Annotated in this window: 17 protein-coding genes; 12 read left to right on the top strand and 5 right to left on the bottom strand. The window is 57.0% G+C overall.

Features of this window, described 5'->3' with window-relative positions:
- Positions 1-27 precede the first annotated feature (27 nt).
- The 9 genes from puuD (at position 28) to BJ885_RS05960 (ending at position 9,675) form a co-directional block, all read left to right on the top strand.
- Entirely contained in the window at positions 28-792 is a 765-nt protein-coding gene (gene puuD / locus BJ885_RS06000; RefSeq protein WP_029739361.1) for a gamma-glutamyl-gamma-aminobutyrate hydrolase, read from the top strand.
- 25 nt (positions 793-817) lie between these two features.
- Positions 818-1,375, top strand: a complete 558-nt coding sequence (gene puuR, locus BJ885_RS05995) for an HTH-type transcriptional regulator PuuR (RefSeq protein WP_013096835.1) — start codon at positions 818-820, stop codon at positions 1,373-1,375.
- 157 nt (positions 1,376-1,532) lie between these two features.
- Entirely contained in the window at positions 1,533-3,026 is a 1,494-nt protein-coding gene (gene puuC, locus BJ885_RS05990) for an aldehyde dehydrogenase PuuC (protein ID WP_121931380.1), read from the top strand.
- On the top strand, positions 3,023-4,303 hold the full coding sequence (locus BJ885_RS05985) for an FAD-binding oxidoreductase (protein WP_059346671.1): 1,281 nt from the start codon (positions 3,023-3,025) through the stop codon (positions 4,301-4,303). Before puuC ends, BJ885_RS05985 begins: the two co-directional genes overlap by 4 nt.
- Before the next feature lie 25 nt (positions 4,304-4,328).
- Positions 4,329-5,600 (top strand): 4-aminobutyrate transaminase, encoded by a 1,272-nt coding sequence (gene puuE, locus BJ885_RS05980; RefSeq protein WP_121931379.1) that lies wholly within the window; start codon positions 4,329-4,331, stop codon positions 5,598-5,600.
- Between the two features lie 150 nt (positions 5,601-5,750).
- Complete coding sequence (locus tag BJ885_RS05975) at positions 5,751-7,238, top strand: carboxypeptidase M32 (protein WP_121931378.1); 1,488 nt, start codon at positions 5,751-5,753, stop codon at positions 7,236-7,238.
- Positions 7,239-7,394: 156 nt separating this feature from the next.
- Positions 7,395-7,934 carry a thioredoxin fold domain-containing protein gene (locus BJ885_RS05970; RefSeq protein WP_121931377.1) on the top strand — a complete coding sequence of 180 codons (540 nt, stop codon included), beginning with the start codon at positions 7,395-7,397 and terminating at the stop codon, positions 7,932-7,934.
- Between the two features lie 174 nt (positions 7,935-8,108).
- Positions 8,109-8,573 carry an acid resistance repetitive basic protein Asr gene (asr, locus tag BJ885_RS05965; RefSeq protein ID WP_032657610.1) on the top strand — a complete coding sequence of 155 codons (465 nt, stop codon included), beginning with the start codon at positions 8,109-8,111 and terminating at the stop codon, positions 8,571-8,573.
- A 280-nt stretch (positions 8,574-8,853) separates the two neighbouring features.
- On the top strand, positions 8,854-9,675 hold the full coding sequence (locus tag BJ885_RS05960; RefSeq protein ID WP_047647926.1) for a serine protease: 822 nt from the start codon (positions 8,854-8,856) through the stop codon (positions 9,673-9,675).
- A 38-nt stretch (positions 9,676-9,713) separates the two neighbouring features.
- On the opposite strand, the gene mdtI is transcribed toward BJ885_RS05960, so the two are convergent.
- Both mdtI and mdtJ read right to left on the bottom strand, forming a co-directional pair.
- Positions 9,714-10,043: a multidrug/spermidine efflux SMR transporter subunit MdtI gene (gene mdtI, locus BJ885_RS05955; RefSeq protein ID WP_024909144.1), complete on the bottom strand. Its 330-nt coding sequence runs from the start codon at positions 10,041-10,043 to the stop codon at positions 9,714-9,716.
- Positions 10,030-10,392 carry a multidrug/spermidine efflux SMR transporter subunit MdtJ gene (gene mdtJ / locus BJ885_RS05950; RefSeq protein WP_029739354.1) on the bottom strand — a complete coding sequence of 121 codons (363 nt, stop codon included), beginning with the start codon at positions 10,390-10,392 and terminating at the stop codon, positions 10,030-10,032. The genes mdtI and mdtJ overlap by 14 nt, the downstream gene beginning before the upstream one ends.
- A gap of 421 nt (positions 10,393-10,813) precedes the next feature.
- Here mdtJ and BJ885_RS05945 point away from each other — a divergent pair, with 421 nt between their 5' ends.
- Positions 10,814-11,848 (top strand): AI-2E family transporter, encoded by a 1,035-nt coding sequence (locus tag BJ885_RS05945; protein WP_059346666.1) that lies wholly within the window; start codon positions 10,814-10,816, stop codon positions 11,846-11,848.
- A 3-nt stretch (positions 11,849-11,851) separates the two neighbouring features.
- Here the strand turns inward: BJ885_RS05945 and BJ885_RS05940 are convergent, their stop codons facing one another.
- Positions 11,852-12,799 carry a zinc-dependent alcohol dehydrogenase family protein gene (locus BJ885_RS05940; protein ID WP_121931376.1) on the bottom strand — a complete coding sequence of 316 codons (948 nt, stop codon included), beginning with the start codon at positions 12,797-12,799 and terminating at the stop codon, positions 11,852-11,854.
- A 28-nt stretch (positions 12,800-12,827) separates the two neighbouring features.
- Positions 12,828-13,853 (bottom strand): LLM class flavin-dependent oxidoreductase, encoded by a 1,026-nt coding sequence (locus tag BJ885_RS05935; protein WP_032657621.1) that lies wholly within the window; start codon positions 13,851-13,853, stop codon positions 12,828-12,830.
- Positions 13,854-14,031: 178 nt separating this feature from the next.
- Between BJ885_RS05935 and yajD the strand changes: the two genes are divergently transcribed.
- Complete coding sequence (gene yajD / locus BJ885_RS05930) at positions 14,032-14,379, top strand: HNH nuclease YajD (RefSeq protein WP_003857471.1); 348 nt, start codon at positions 14,032-14,034, stop codon at positions 14,377-14,379.
- Positions 14,380-14,431: 52 nt separating this feature from the next.
- Complete coding sequence (locus BJ885_RS05925) at positions 14,432-14,701, top strand: hypothetical protein (RefSeq protein ID WP_121931375.1); 270 nt, start codon at positions 14,432-14,434, stop codon at positions 14,699-14,701.
- A 12-nt stretch (positions 14,702-14,713) separates the two neighbouring features.
- On the opposite strand, the gene BJ885_RS05920 is transcribed toward BJ885_RS05925, so the two are convergent.
- Positions 14,714-15,499 carry a MipA/OmpV family protein gene (locus tag BJ885_RS05920; RefSeq protein ID WP_121931374.1) on the bottom strand — a complete coding sequence of 262 codons (786 nt, stop codon included), beginning with the start codon at positions 15,497-15,499 and terminating at the stop codon, positions 14,714-14,716.
- Positions 15,500-15,572 lie beyond the last annotated feature (73 nt).

The raw sequence follows: 15,572 nt of genomic DNA, 5'->3' as shown, positions 1-15,572 counted from the left end.
AATTTAGTCCACTTTGTGAGGGCGATCATGGAAAATATAATGAACAAGCCAGTTATTGGCGTGGTGATGTGTAGAAACAGGCTTAAGGGTCATGAGACCCAGACCCTGCAAGAAAAGTACCTGAATGCCGTTATTAACGCGGGGGGCTTACCTATTGCCTTACCGCATGCGCTGGCGGAGCCTGAGCTAATGGCCGCTCTGCTGCCAACCCTGGACGGAATTTACCTGCCGGGCAGCCCAAGTAACGTGCAGCCGCACCTTTATGGTGAAAACGGCGATGAGCCTAACGCCGATCCCGGGCGAGATCTTCTGAGCATGGCGCTGATTGCCGCCGCGCTCGAAAGGCGCATCCCCATTTTCGCCATCTGCCGGGGGCTGCAGGAACTGGTTGTTGCGACGGGAGGGACGCTGTATCGCCGCCTGTTCGAGCAGAACGACCTGCTTGAACACCGGGAGGATGCTGAACTGCCGGTTGAGCTACAATACGCCCCTTCTCATGAAGTTCAGGTTCAGGAGGGAGGACTGCTGTCTCAATTAATACCAGGCTGTAACAAATTTTGGGTAAACTCGTTACACGGGCAAGGTGCACGAACGTTAGGACCACGGCTCCGCGTGGAGGCCCGTTCGACGGACGGGCTGGTCGAAGCGGTTAGCGTTCATGACCACCCTTTTGCCCTCGGCGTGCAATGGCACCCCGAATGGAACAGCAGCGAGTACGCCCTGTCACGCATGTTGTTTGAAGGTTTTATCACCGCCTGTCAAAGCCACGTTGCCGAGAAGCAACGGCTTTGACCACTATCGTAAAGGAAATGCAACTATGAGCGATGACGGACTGGCGCCAGGGAAACGTCTGTCAGAGATCCGCCAGCAGCTGGGTCTCTCGCAGCGGCGTGCCGCCGAACTGTCTGGGTTAACACACAGTGCCATCAGCACCATTGAGCAGGATAAAGTCAGTCCTGCCATCAGTACGCTGCAAAAGCTGCTGAAAGTTTATGGGCTGTCGCTCTCGGAATTCTTTTCGGAACCGGAAAAACCTGATGAACCGCAGGTGGTTATTAATCAGGAAGATCTTATCGAAATAGGCAGTCAGGGTGTTTCGATGAAGCTGGTTCATAACGGAAATCCGAACCGTACGCTGGCGATGATTTTTGAAACTTACCAGCCTGGAACCACGACCGGAGAGAGGATCAAACATCAGGGTGAGGAGATCGGTACGATACTGGAAGGTGAAATAGTGCTAACCATTAATGGCCAGCCATATCACCTGGTTGCGGGGCAGAGCTATGCCATCAATACCGGCATACCGCACAGCTTCAGCAACACCTCGGCAGGCATCTGCCGCATTATCAGTGCCCACACCCCCACCACGTTCTAATTACCACTCGGTCCCGGCGTAAGCGCGCTTACGCCGGGACAAATAAAAACGATCAATGTCGGCATTCAACGGGTTAATTCCCGGGATGCCTCACGGCTTCGTATTGCCTGAAACGGCCATGCCTTTATTTATCTGATTGCGAAAGAAAGGAGTGAATATGCATTTTAAGCACCTGACTTACTGGCAGGATAAAGCAAAAAACAGCGCCATTGAGACCCGGCTATTTATTAACGGTGCCTATTGTGATGCCGCCGATAACGCCACGTTTGAAACCGTCAATCCCGCTACCCGGCAGGCGCTGGCGAACGTGGCCCAGGGCAAGCAGGCGGACGTGGACCGTGCGGTTCAGGCCGCGCGTGAGGTATTTGAGCGCGGTGACTGGTCGCAGGCGTCTCCGACGCAGCGCAAGGCCGTGCTACATAAGCTCGCCGATTTGATGGAACGCCACGTCGAAGAGCTGGCCTTACTGGAAACGCTGGACACCGGTAAACCCATCCGCCACAGCCTGCGCGACGATATACCCGGCGCGGCGCGCGCCATTCGCTGGTACGCCGAAGCGGCGGATAAAGTCTACGGCGAAGTGGCGCCTACGGGGCCGGGCGAGCTGGCGATGATTGTGCGCGAGCCGATCGGGGTTGTCGCGGCCATCGTCCCCTGGAACTTCCCGCTGCTGCTGGCCTGCTGGAAGCTGGGCCCGGCGCTGATCGCGGGCAATAGCGTGGTATTGAAACCGTCGGAGAAATCGCCGCTCACAGCCCTGCGCCTGGCCGGGCTGGCGAAAGAGGCGGGCCTGCCGGACGGCGTGCTGAATGTGATAAGCGGTTACGGCCACGAAGCGGGCCAGGCGCTGGCGCTGCATCCGGAGGTCGAGGTGCTGACGTTTACCGGCTCTACCCGTACCGGCAAGCAGCTGTTGAAGGACGCGGGTGAAAGCAACATGAAGCGGGTCTGGCTGGAGGCAGGCGGCAAGAGCGCCAACATTATCTTTGCCGACTGTCCGAACCTGGACAAGGCCGTGAGCGCGACCGCCGCCGGGATTTTTTATAACCAGGGGCAAGTCTGTATCGCCGGTACCCGCCTGCTGCTCGAAGACAGCATCGCCGATGACTTCCTGGCAAAGCTGAAAGCGCAGGCCCGTCACTGGCAGCCGGGCGATCCGCTCGATCCCGACAGCACGATGGGAATGCTCATCGACGCTGCGCACGCCGATACCGTCCACACGTTTATTCGCGAGGGAACCCGAAAAGGCACGCTCCTGCTGGACGGGCGGGAACAATCATGGCCTTCCGCAGTCGGTCCAACCATTTTTGTCGACATCGACCCTGCCTCCCCGCTCAGCCGGGAAGAGATTTTCGGGCCGGTGCTGGTCGTCACCCGTTTTAAAACCGAAGAGGAAGCCTTAACGCTGGCCAACGACAGTGAATATGGGCTTGGCGCGGCGGTATGGACCCGCGATCTCTCCCGCGCGCACCGCATGAGCCGCCGCCTGAAAGCAGGCTCGGTCTTCGTCAATAACTATAACGACGGTGATATGACCGTACCCTTTGGCGGCTATAAGCAGAGCGGCAACGGTCGCGATAAGTCCCTGCACGCGCTGGAAAAATTTACCGAACTGAAAACCATCTGGATTGCCCTGGAGCCTCAATCATGACCGAACATACCACCAGCTACTACGCGGCCAGCGCGAACGCTTACGAACCTTTCCCGACGCTTAACGAGTCGATCAGCTGCGACGTGTGCGTGGTGGGCGGCGGCTACACCGGCCTCTCCTCCGCGCTGCATCTCGCCGAAATGGGCTACGACGTGGTGCTCCTTGAAGGGGCGCGCATCGGCTTCGGCGCCAGCGGACGCAACGGCGGCCAGCTGGTTAACTCCTACAGCCGCGATATCGACGTGATTGAGAAAAACTACGGACCCGACGCCGCCAGAGTCCTCGGGAGCATGATGTTTGAAGGCGGAGAGATCATCCGGGAGCGTATCCAGCGCTATCAGATCCAGTGCGACTATCGTCCCGGCGGGCTGTTTGTGGCGTTAAACCATAAGCAATTGGAGACGCTGGAGGAGCAAAAAGCCAACTGGGAACGCTACGGCAACACGCAGCTGGAGCTGCTGGACGCCAGCGCCATCCGCCGGGAAGTCGACAGCGAGCGCTATACCGGCGCGCTGCTGGACCGCAGCGGGGGGCACATTCATCCGCTGAACCTGGCGATCGGCGAAGCGGACGCCATTCGCCTGAACGGCGGGCGGGTGTATGAACAGTCCCCAGTGACCGCCATTCAGCACACCAGCCCGGCCGTGGTGAGCACGCAGCATGGCCAGGTGACGGCCCGCTACGTGATCGTCGCCGGGAATGCCTATCTGGGCGATAAGATAGAGCCGGAACTAGCAAAACGCAGCATGCCCTGCGGCACCCAGGTGGTGACCACCGCCCCGCTGCCGGAGGAGGTCGTCCGCACGCTGATCCCCAATAACTACTGCGTGGAAGATTGCAACTATCTGCTGGATTACTATCGCCTCACCGCCGACAACCGTCTGCTGTACGGCGGTGGCGTAGTCTATGGCGCGCGCGATCCGGACGATGTCGAGCGCCTGGTGATGCCAAAGCTGCTGCAAACCTTCCCTCAGCTGGCAGGCGTCAAAATCGACTACCGCTGGACGGGCAACTTCCTGCTGACCCTGTCGCGTATGCCGCAGTTTGGTCGTCTGGATAAAAACATTTATTACATGCAGGGCTACAGCGGCCACGGCGTGACCTGCACCCACCTGGCCGGACGGCTGATCTCTGAACTGTTGCGCGGTGACGCTGAGCGCTTTGATGCGTTTGCCAAACTCCCGCACTACCCCTTCCCGGGCGGTCGCAGCCTGCGGATCCCATTCACGGCGATGGGCGCGGCGTATTACAGCCTGCGCGATCGTCTTGGCGTATGATCGTTTCGACAAAAGGGTATCTGACATGAGTAACCAGGAATTTCATCAGCGCAGACTTTCTGCCACCCCGCGCGGCGTAGGCGTAATGTGTGATTTCTTTGCCCGCACGGCGGAGAATGCCACGCTTACCGACGTGGAAGGCAACGACTATATTGATTTCGCCGCCGGGATCGCGGTACTGAATACCGGCCATCGTCACCCTGAACTGGTGGCCGCAGTGGAAAAACAGCTTCACCAGTTCACCCATACTGCCTATCAGATTGTGCCGTACGAAAGCTACGTTTCATTAGCCGAAAAGCTTAACGAGCTGGCCCCGGTGCAGAGCCCGGCCAAGACGGCGTTCTTCACAACGGGCGCGGAAGCGGTGGAAAATGCGATTAAAATCGCCCGGGCCCACACCGGCAGACCGGGTGTGATTGCCTTCGGGGGAGGCTTTCACGGCCGAACCTATATGACCATGGCGTTAACCGGCAAGGTCGCGCCCTATAAGCTGGGATTTGGCCCCTTCCCGGGGTCGGTTTATCACGTGCCGTATCCCTCCGAGCTGCACGGCATTACGACGCAGGATGCCATCACGGCGATTGAGCGCCTGTTCAAAGCGGATATTGAGGCGAAACAGGTGGCGGCGATTATTTTTGAACCCATTCAGGGTGAAGGCGGATTCAACGTCGCTCCGGCAGAGCTGGTGGCCGCCATCCGCCGTATCTGCGATGAGCACGGGATCGTGATGATTGCCGACGAAGTGCAGAGCGGCTTCGCCCGTACGGGTAAACTGTTTGCCATGGAACACTACGCGGACAAGCCCGACCTGATGACGATGGCTAAAAGCCTGGCAGGCGGAATGCCGCTGTCCGGCGTGGTGGGCCGCGCCGGGATCATGGACGCGCCGGCGCCCGGCGGTCTGGGGGGAACCTATGCAGGCAACCCGCTTGCGGTGGCCGCCGCGCACGCGGTGCTGAATATTATCGACAGCGAGTCACTGTGCGCGCGCGCCCGTCATCTGGGCGATCGACTGACAGCCACGCTGGAGGAGATTCAGGGCAGCTTTCCTGCGCTCGTGGCGATTAGGGGAAGAGGATCGATGATTGCGGCGGAGTTTTTTGATCCCGAGAGCCGTGAACCTTCGGCCGCCATCGCGCAGGCGATCCAGCAAAAGGCGCTCGCCCAGGGCCTGCTGCTGCTGATCTGCGGCCAGTACGGAAACGTGATCCGCTTCCTTTACCCGCTGACCATTCCGGATGCCCAGTTCAACCAGGCGCTGGCGATCCTGCAACAGGTTATGCGTGGTAAGGACTAAGTGCCCACCGAAAACCGTCTGCCGGAATGCCGGCGACGGTTTCAACGGAGGAGATCGGCATAGATTTCCTCCGTGTGGGAAATGTTGGGGAATTTGGTCTGTTTCATTGTATGCTCCCTGAAACACATCCCTGGCAAGAGGAAATAAGAATTGCAAAAAACATCAGCCTATCAGTCACTTGTCAAAACCTTCCAGCGTCTCTCCCGCTTCTCGCACCTCTCCTCCATCGCCAGCTGGGACATGTTCACCATGATGCCGCCAGGCGGCAGCGCCGCGCGCGGCGAGGCGCTGGCGGAGATGAGCGTCCTGCAACATCAGATCCTGACAGATAAAAAAGTCGGCGACCTGTTAGCGGCGGCGGCAGATGAAGATCTGAATGATGTCGAACAGGCCAATCTGCGCGAAATGACGCGCCTCTACCAGCAGGCGACCCTGCTGCCGGAATCGCTGGTGGAAGCGAAATCCCTGGCAGGCAGCAAGTGTGAACACGCCTGGCGTACTCAGCGCCCCGCCAACGACTGGCAGGGTTTTTCCGCCAACCTGAAAGAGGTGGTCAAACTCAGCCGCGAAGAGGCTCGCCTGCGGGCTGAAGCCAAAGGCTGTACGCCGTACGACGCGCTGCTGGATATTTTTGAGCCCGACATGACCAGCGCACGTCTGGACGTTCTGTTCGGTGATATGAAGTCCTGGCTACCGGACCTGCTGGCAAACGTGGTCGAAAAACAGGCTCAGCGGTCGTTTATTCCCCCGCAGGGCCCTTTCCCGACGGCAACCCAGCGTGAGCTGGGCCTGGAAGCCATGAAGATGCTTGGCTTCGATTTTAACGGCGGCCGCCTGGACGTGAGCGCGCACCCGTTCTGCGGCGGCGTCCCGGAAGACGTGCGCATCACCACGCGCTATGACGAAGATGAGCTGCTCAGCGCGCTGTTTGGCGTGATCCACGAAACCGGACACGCCCGCTACGAACAAAACCTGCCGCGCGCGTGGGCAGGACAGCCGATTGCCCTGGCGCGCTCAACCGCGATCCATGAGTCACAGAGCCTGTTCTTTGAAATGCAGCTGGGACGCAGTGAAGCTTTCCTCAGGCATCTCCTCCCTGCGGTACACGCCCGCTTTGGCAGCCAGGCGGCGTTTAGCGAAGAGAACTTTATTGCCTGGAACCAGCGCGTGAAGCCTGGCTATATCCGCGTCGATGCGGACGAAGTGAGCTATCCGGCACACGTGGTGCTGCGCTATGAGATTGAGCGCGCGCTGATCAACGGCGAGATAGAGGTGGACGATATTCCCGCCCTGTGGGATGAGAAAATGCAGGCCTGGCTCGGGTTATCCACCAAAGACAACTACCGCAACGGCTGTATGCAGGATATCCACTGGACCGACGGCGGTTTTGGTTACTTCCCGTCATACACGCTTGGCGCCATGTACGCCGCGCAGCTGTTCCATGCCGCCAGAACCGCACTGCCGGGTCTGCAGACCTCCATCGCCGAAGGTGATTTTTCCGCACTCTTTGAGTGGCTGCGTCAGAACATCTGGCAGCACGGCAGCCGCTTCAGCACGTCGCAATTAATCACCCAGGCGACGGGCGAAGATCTGAATATCCGTTACTTCCGCGAACATCTGACCTCCCGTTATCTTTAATCCCTCTGCCGGAGCCTGCTCCGGCACTCTTCTCACCCTTTTCAATAAGAATATGATTTAGCACATGTTGTCATGATTGCGTCGGGTGTATGAATGCGTGTCCTTCCGACACAATTAGACTGCCATCAGGTCAGGATTAAAAAAATAAAGGGATGAATGATGAAAGGCATAATGAAAACGATGTTAGCCATTCTGTGTGCGACCAGTTTAAGTACTTTCGCAGCCAAGGATAATACCCCGCAAGACGCGTTCAACGATATTACCCGCTCTCTTGCAGACCTCCAGCCCATCACGTTTCAGGCTCCTGCTGAAAAATATAAGCTGCTGGTGTTTATTGATAATCAGTGCATTTACTGCAGCAACGTAGTGAAAAACGTTAAGCAATATACGGATGCCGGTTTGACGATGTCGTTTCTGACCGTTGCGCCCAACGCCATTCGCGACTCGGTAATTGAAGATATGGGACGCGTCTGGTGTTCAACCGATAGGGTCAAAAGCCTGCAACAAGCGATGGCGGGATTTTTACCGGATAACGACACCACCACAGCCTGCTCCGATCTGATCGCGCGGCAATCTGCCCTGGCAGAACGTTTGGGCATTAGCATCACCCCGGTAATGGTGGTGATCGAGCCTGAATCACGGTCGATTATAGGCAGTCAGTCTCCGGCGGCTATTCTGGCCACACTGAACAAATAACAGAGGCCCGTACGAGCAGCGGCGTTTGGCCTGTTCGTACACTTTTCTCCCCGCTGTACATTCCGTTACACGCCGATACCAATCACTCACGGAAACCTCGAATTTACAGGGATATAGTTATTTCAACGGCCCCGCAGTGGGGTTAAATGAAAAACCAAATTCGAGGGTATGAGAATGAATAAAGTATTAGCTCTGGTTGTTGCCGCTGCTATGGGTCTGTCTTCTGCTGCATTTGCTGCTGACACTACCGCAACTGCTGCACCGGCTGCCGCGCCTGCTGCAACTACCACCGCTGCGCCAGCAAAAGCGGTTCACCATAAGAAACATCACAAAGCTGCAGCGAAAAAAGAAGCCGCTGCACCAGCAACCGCAGCACCAACCGAGCAGAAAGCTCAGGCTGCCAAAAAGCACCACAAAAAAGCCGCTAAACCAGCTGTAGAGCAGAAAGCGCAGGCTGCTAAAAAGCATCACAAAAAAGCAACCAAACCAGCTGTAGAACAGAAAGCGCAGGCTGCTAAAAAGCACCACAAAAAAGCAACCAAACCAGCTGTAGAACAGAAAGCTCAGGCTGCTAAAAAGCATCACAAAAAAGCAGTAAAACACGAAGCTGCCAAACCAGCTGCACAGCCAGCTGCGTAAGAGTACAAGCTTAACCGTGCCCTTCGGGGCACGTTGGTAAACCGGCGCTGAACCGGAACAGGTTCCGCGCCGTTTTTTTATTTCCGGAGGGCGTATGCTGCGACGCTATCGGTTTGAGCTGATTCTGATCCTGCTTATTTTATGCGCGCTCATCGCCAGCCATTTTTATCTTTCCTGATTGTAGCACGCTGATTTTACTCCCACTTTAGCGCTGTCCCGTCTATAGTATTTTCATAGGGTTCACTTTTAATAATCATAATTACCCCCACCAGAGTGTGATATGCGTAAATCTGTTGTGTTGTTACTGGGAACGTTTGGTCTTTTTTCTGGATTCTCACATGCGGATGATGGCGGTGATGACACCATTAGCGCGAAAGAGCTAAAGACGCTTTTTTTCGGTCATGACGATCGTACGCGCGTCGCCGATCCCACCCAGGCGCCCTGGGATGCTATAGGCCAACTGGAAACCGCCAGTGGTAACTTATGTACTGCGACGCTGATCACCCCGCAGCTTGCCCTGACGGCAGGCCACTGCCTGTTAACGCCGCCAAACGGCAAGCCGGATAAAGCGGTTGCCTTGCGGTTTGTGTCGCAAAAAGGAACCTGGCGCTATGAAATCCACGGCATTGAGGGGCGGGTTGATCCGTCTCTCGGCAAACGCCTGAAGCCGGATGGCGACGGCTGGATAGTGCCACCGGCAGCCGCCTCGTGGGATTTTGGCCTGATCATTTTACGCTACCCGCCTTCTGGCATTACGCCGCTGCCGTTATTTGACGGCGACAAGGCCGCCCTCACCGCAGCGCTGAAAGCCGCCGACCGAAAGGTGACGCAGTCAGGCTATCCTGTCGATCATCTGGATACGCTTTATACGCACACCGACTGTATTGTGACGGGCTGGGCGCAAACCAGCGTACTTTCGCATCAGTGCGATACGTTGCCGGGTGACAGTGGTTCACCGCTGATGCTGAAAACCGACAAGGGCTGGCAGTTGATTGGTGTCCAAAGCTCTGCCCCGGCGGCAAAAGACCGGTGGCGCGCCGACAACCGCGCCTTGTCCGTTACCGGTTTCCGCGACCAGCTGGAAGCGCTGGCTACACAGTAAGCCAGCGCGGAGGCCTGAAACTAATGATCGCAACGTTATCAGGCGAGTTTTATCATGATCATGCCGGCAAGCAGCAAGATGAGCCCCATCCAGCCCTTGTTGTTTAAGCGCTGGCCGAAGAGTACCCAGCCTGCGGCCAGCGTGGCGGCGATACCAAAACCGCCCCACAGCGCATAGGCCACCGACAGATCGATCCCTTTTACCGCCTGGGACAGGGCGCTGAACGCCCCGAGAACCGCGGCAATCGACATCAAGCCGTACAGTTTACGGCGAAAACCATCCGAGAATTTCAGCAGAACGTTCGCCAGGATTTCCAGCACGATGGCGAGCCCCAGCCAGGCCGCATGAACCCACTCAAACTGTTGCATGGTTCTGCTCCTTCTGCTGTTTGCCAGGTTTACGGGTACCCGATTTAATCAGCACAATACCCGCGACCAGCGTCGTTAATCCGGCGACCTTCATTGTTGTTAATGTTTCGTCAAATATCAGCACGCTGAACAGCGTAATCAACAAAATACCGATCCCTTCCCACAGTGCATACGCGACGCCCAGCGCAATTTTTTTCACCGCAAACGAGAGGAAAATATAGGAAAGCGAAATCATCACCAGCATCAAAATAAAACCAGTGTTGCCATCGCTGACGCTTGCCCATTTCATAGACAGCGTGCCGGTAATTTCAGCGATAATTGCCAGCGCTAATAGGATCCAGTAAAACATGTTTTTCTCCTGCTTGAGAATATAATCCATCGTGGCCCGCTGCGTGCAGCAAACCAAAAAATACGAATTGAAATCAGACAGCTAAGCGCTTAGCGCCAGCTCAGGCAGAAGAAATGACTATAGTGCGGTGCGCCAGTGTTGCTCACCAGAAAGCAGGCAGAAGGAGGTGGAGTATACAGCGGTATTGTTTGAAGAGTACGTCCTGAACATATTGTCCATAAAATTACAATTATCCGCGTTGTTGCTTCTCGTCTTTGCGGATGAAAATTGTCCTCGGTAGTTAAACACACCAAATTTGTACCATAAGCCAGGATTTTACTCAAAGTCTTTGCAATTCTTTACCCATCCCGTTTGATTTTGGTTAGTTTATTGCAATGCCTTTCACCTTTATTATAAATATAAAGAAAATTTCGGAGTCACCATGGCTAAACCCATTATTACCCTGAACGGGTTAAAAATTGTCATCATGCTGGGCATGCTGGTGATCATACTGACAGGCGTTCGTTTTGCCGCCGACATTATTGTGCCCTTTATTCTGGCCCTGTTTGTTGCGGTGATCCTTAACCCGCTGGTACAGCGCATGACGCGGCTACGCATCCCGCGCGTGCTGGCAATCACGCTGCTTATCAGCATCATCATTGTGGCGATGGTCTTGCTGGTGGCGTATCTGGGGACCTCGCTCAATGAGCTGGCGCGAACGCTGCCGAAATACCGCTCTTCGCTGGCGATACCGCTGCTCCAGCTGGAACCCTGGCTGCAGCGCGCGGGTATCGAAGTCTCGGTTGAGGAGCTCCTGAAATATATCGACCCCAACGCGGCCATGACGATCGTCACCAGCCTGCTGGCGCAGCTTTCCAATGCCATGACCTCCATTTTCCTGCTGTTTTTAACGGTGGTGTTCATGCTGCTGGAAGTGCCGCAGCTGCCGGCAAAGCTGCAGCAGATGATGGTCCGTCCGGCTGAAGGCATGGGGGCGATTCAGCGTGCGCTGGACAGCGTCTCCCGCTATCTGGTGCTGAAAACCGCCATTAGCCTGGTCACGGGGGGCGTCGTCTGGGTGATGCTTCTGGCGCTGGACGTTCGCTTTGCGTTTGTCTGGGGGCTGCTGGCGTTTGCGCTTAACTACATTCCCAACATCGGCTCCGTGCTGGCGGCGATCCCCCCTATCCTTCAGGTGCTGGTTTTCAGCGGGCTTTATGACGCGCTGATCCTGCTGGCCGGATACCTGGTCATCAATCTGGTGTTCGGTAACATTCTTGAGCCACGCATGATGGGGCGAGGGCTGGGACTCTCCACGCTGGTGGTCTTTTTGTCCCTGATTTTCTGGGGCTGGCTGCTCGGACCCGTTGGGATGCTGCTCTCCGTCCCGCTGACCATTATCGTCAAGATTGGTCTGGAACAGACGGCGGGCGGACAAACCATCGCCGTGCTGCTGAGCGATATGAGCCATAAATAGCGGTCAGTCCGCCATCGACAGGAGGGGCTTGCGGGTCCTTCCCCCTTTGCGATACGTACCGATCGCCCTCCGCCATTCCGCCAGCGGATACACCGTGACGTCGCTGTACCCGCTGGCGGGCAAATTAAGCCAGATGCGGTCAAACTCCGCGCGCCACGCCTCAGCGCTGAGCGCATCCAGACCGTTTCGGATATGGAACCACGCCACGCGCGGCGCTGGCCGTTGCTGTCTGAACGTTTGACCGGAGAGCAGCCCGTAGCAGACAAACATGCCCTGCTCGGGCATCGCGCTGAGGAGCGCTTCCGCAAGCGGCCCGCCGGTAGCATCGTAGACGACGTCGGTACGCGCGGCGACGGTGCCAATCCGCTGGGCGTCATGCTGCGCGACGGGAATGATCCCCATCGTCTCCAGCCGTTCAGCGTGAACGGCGGAACGGTGAATTCCGTACACCGCCTCCGCCCCCGCCTGACGCGCCCACTGCCCCAGCAGAATGGCGCAATCCGACCCGGCTGCCGTGAGCAGCACCCGCTTTCCTTCAGGCGGATAGCGGGTAAGCATCATCTGCGCCGCCAGCGGGTTGATATAGGCCCGCGCGGCCAGACGTGCGTCAACAGCGTCCGGAACGGGGATAGCATACTCTGCCGGGCAATCAACATAGCGCTGCCAGGTGCCTTGACCGCGCAGCGGCAGGACGCGTTTACCCAGCAGATGCGTAAACGACGCGGGCGCGTCGGTGACAATGCCGACACCTTCATACCCCGCGACCGCCGGTAGCGGAGTTCGGTGGCTGTAGGCGCCGGTGATGGGAATGAGATCGGACGCGTTCACCGGAGAAAACAGCATTCGCACACGAAGATGACCCGGCGCAAGCGCCCCCAGCGGCGCGGTTTCAGGTTGCAGAACGGTTTCTGGCTCACCAAAACGGCGATACCAGAGGGCCAGATTTTCCATTACGATCTCACGGCTGATAGCGGAACGACTACTCGCGCCAGCCCATTGCCGGTGCGACGTGTTTGAGAATAGACTCAATCACGTGCGCATTGTAATCCACACCGAGCTGGTTCGGCACGGTCAGTAATAACGTATCGGCTTCGGCAATCGCGTCGTCCTTTTTCAGCTGTTCGATCAGCTTGTCCGGCTCCGCCGCATAGCTGCGTCCGAAGATGGCGCGCGTTTTCTCATCAAGGTAGCCCACGCTATCGCTGTCGTTGCGGCTGGCACCGAAATACATCCGGTCGCGGTCGTCCATCAGCGCAAAAATGCTGCGGCTGACCGACACCCGCGGCTGGCGAGTATGCCCTGCCTCTTTCCAGGCCTGACGGTACGCGCGGATCTGTTTTGCCTGCTGAATATGGAACGGCTCGCCGGTTTCATCGTCCTTCAGGGTTGAGCTTTGCAGGTTCATTCCCAGCTTTGCGGCCCATACGGCCGTCGCATTTGAACCGGCGCCCCACCAGATACGCTCGCGCAACCCTTCAGAATACGGCTCCAGGCGCAGCAGCCCCGGCGGATTCGGGAACATAGGCTGTGGATTGGGTTTTGCAAACCCTTCACCGCGCAGCACCTCAAGCAGCACCTCGGTATGACGGCGCGCCATGTCCGATTCGTCTTCCCCTTCCTGCGGGACATAGCCGAAATGACGCCAGCCATCAATGACCTGCTCCGGCGAGCCGCGGCTGATGCCAAGCTGCAGACGACCGCCGGAAATCAGATCCGCAGCCCCCGCATCTTCAGCCATGTACATCGGATTTTCATAGCGCATATCAATCACGCCGGTACCGATTTCGATGGTTTTCGTTTTTGCGCCTATTGCCGCCAGCAGAGGGAACGGCGAGCTAAGCTGTCGGGCAAAGTGGTGCACGCGGAAATACGCGCCGTCTGCCCCCAGCTCTTCAGCCGCCACGGCTAAATCGATGGACTGCAGCAGCGTGTCTGCCGCCGAGCGCGTGCCGGACTGCGGAGAAGGCGTCCAGTGACCAAAGGATAAAAACCCGATCTTTTTCATAACGATGTGTCCTGAGAATGCTTTGCGTTGCACCTACTTTACGCATTACCGGGTGAGAATAAATGGCGTTTATTTAACGGAAAGCATCAAATAAATTGACAGAATAGCGTGGTTCGTCATTCCGCCTCATAATGGGATATAATATCCCCCACTTTTTTCATGGCAGGTAAAACCGGCAATGGCTTTGATCCCCAAAAACTACGCGCGGCTGGAAAGCGGCTACCGCGAAAAAGCATTAAAAATCTATCCCTGGGTCTGCGGACGCTGCTCGCGGGAGTTTGTCTATTCCAATCTGCGTGAATTGACGGTTCACCATATCGATCACGACCATACCAACAACCCGGAAGATGGCAGCAACTGGGAGCTGTTGTGCCTGTTTTGCCACGATCACGAGCATTCGAAATACACCGAAGCGGATCAGTACGGCACCACCGTGGTGGCCGGGGAAGACGCGCAAAAAGACGTGGGCGTCGCCACGTTTAACCCGTTTGCCGATTTAAAAGCGATGATGGATAAGAAGAAGTAATCGTTCACCGCCCATACCTGCCGTATGGGCGGCTCAGGAAAGGATAAAGGTCATGGACACCCTCCGCTGCTACTGGGATATGTTTTACACCGCCTACGGTTTACTTTTCACGAGAATACTTTGCCTCATACTTCTGGTCTGGCTGTGCCATGATTTTCTGCGCCGCCCAGAGAAAAATGCTGCTGATGCCGCTGGCCCGATTGCAGAAGCCGATGCCCGGGAGCGATATCAATGGCGTTTTCAGCTGTGGTCATTGCGAACGGTACAACTCCTCTGCGTGCTCTCACTTTTCTGGATGCTTATTAAGGGACTCCTTGCCTGACCCTCTCCCTGGTTAAAATGTCCAGGTGATAGCGGCGGTTGCAGACCCTTCATTACGCCGCATTACGATCGGGCTGTTATTCGCATGGTCGCCCAGCCAGGTGTAGTCCGCACTCAGCACCGTCCCCCAGTGAGCATCGAACTGATGGCTCCAGGTCAGGCTGGTGTCGACGCCATAGAATCCACCCGGCGCAGCATAGTGGCGATATCCGGTGCGGCGGCTCTGCTGCTCGCTGACCCCATACCAGGTATTCAGATAACGGCTGTCGCCAAACAGGGCCGCAGACTGAAAGGCAACCGTATCCTGGTTATTTTGCACGGGGATCAGCGTCACGGAGGCCTGATAGCTTGCACCCTGGCTGTCCGTTAACGGCAGCGTCGCTTTGCCTTCCATACTCAGCCATGGCGCGGCCTGCCAGCCGACGGCAAGGCCGGTATTCAGAGTGGCATCAATGTCCCCCATCCCTTTCAAATTGTTTGCGCCCTCACGCCAGCCAGAATTTTTATCAGCCCTTCCGAAGTCGTAGCCCAGCGTGTGTTCGAAATACCAGCCGCTGTCGTTTTGCAGGTCATATCCCCCCCCTTTTTGCGCATCAATAAAGAAAGCGCCTTTGCGTCCCTGCAGCACCGGAACCACCTGCCACACCTGCTTGTCTGAGCCTGAGTAACGCGGGGCATACTGCCCCCCAAGCCCCACGGTGAGGGAATCGGACGCGGTGCCATCATCCGCCTGCACGCCGGAACTCACGGCCATCAGAAGCGGGACGGACATATACAGGACTTTTTTTATCGCTATCATACTGCTCTCCATACGGACGCTGGCGCCTCCTGATACGGGGGCGGCCACACAACGTTGGCGCAGTATGATTTGG

Origin of the sequence: Enterobacter sp. WP_7_1, from assembly GCF_003688535.1 — a bacterium.
GTDB classification, from domain to species: Bacteria; Pseudomonadota; Gammaproteobacteria; order Enterobacterales; family Enterobacteriaceae; genus Enterobacter; species Enterobacter asburiae.
Note: the sequence above shows the minus strand (reverse complement) of the source record. Positions and strands in the feature narration are given on the sequence as shown.

Excerpts from the sequence above, each read along its gene's own strand:
- puuD (WP_029739361.1), top strand. The coding sequence starts at position 28 with ATGGAAAATATAATGAACAAGCCAGTTATTGGCGTGGTGATGTGTAGA.
- puuR (WP_013096835.1), top strand. The coding sequence starts at position 818 with ATGAGCGATGACGGACTGGCGCCAGGGAAACGTCTGTCAGAGATCCGC.
- puuC (WP_121931380.1), top strand. The coding sequence starts at position 1,533 with ATGCATTTTAAGCACCTGACTTACTGGCAGGATAAAGCAAAAAACAGC.
- BJ885_RS05985 (WP_059346671.1), top strand. The coding sequence starts at position 3,023 with ATGACCGAACATACCACCAGCTACTACGCGGCCAGCGCGAACGCTTAC.
- puuE (WP_121931379.1), top strand. The coding sequence starts at position 4,329 with ATGAGTAACCAGGAATTTCATCAGCGCAGACTTTCTGCCACCCCGCGC.
- BJ885_RS05970 (WP_121931377.1), top strand. The coding sequence starts at position 7,395 with ATGATGAAAGGCATAATGAAAACGATGTTAGCCATTCTGTGTGCGACC.
- asr (WP_032657610.1), top strand. The coding sequence starts at position 8,109 with ATGAATAAAGTATTAGCTCTGGTTGTTGCCGCTGCTATGGGTCTGTCT.
- BJ885_RS05960 (WP_047647926.1), top strand. The coding sequence starts at position 8,854 with ATGCGTAAATCTGTTGTGTTGTTACTGGGAACGTTTGGTCTTTTTTCT.
- mdtI (WP_024909144.1), bottom strand. The coding sequence starts at position 10,043 with ATGCAACAGTTTGAGTGGGTTCATGCGGCCTGGCTGGGGCTCGCCATC.
- mdtJ (WP_029739354.1), bottom strand. The coding sequence starts at position 10,392 with ATGTTTTACTGGATCCTATTAGCGCTGGCAATTATCGCTGAAATTACC.
- BJ885_RS05945 (WP_059346666.1), top strand. The coding sequence starts at position 10,814 with ATGGCTAAACCCATTATTACCCTGAACGGGTTAAAAATTGTCATCATG.
- BJ885_RS05940 (WP_121931376.1), bottom strand. The coding sequence starts at position 12,799 with ATGGAAAATCTGGCCCTCTGGTATCGCCGTTTTGGTGAGCCAGAAACC.
- BJ885_RS05935 (WP_032657621.1), bottom strand. The coding sequence starts at position 13,853 with ATGAAAAAGATCGGGTTTTTATCCTTTGGTCACTGGACGCCTTCTCCG.
- yajD (WP_003857471.1), top strand. The coding sequence starts at position 14,032 with ATGGCTTTGATCCCCAAAAACTACGCGCGGCTGGAAAGCGGCTACCGC.
- BJ885_RS05925 (WP_121931375.1), top strand. The coding sequence starts at position 14,432 with ATGGACACCCTCCGCTGCTACTGGGATATGTTTTACACCGCCTACGGT.
- BJ885_RS05920 (WP_121931374.1), bottom strand. The coding sequence starts at position 15,499 with ATGATAGCGATAAAAAAAGTCCTGTATATGTCCGTCCCGCTTCTGATG.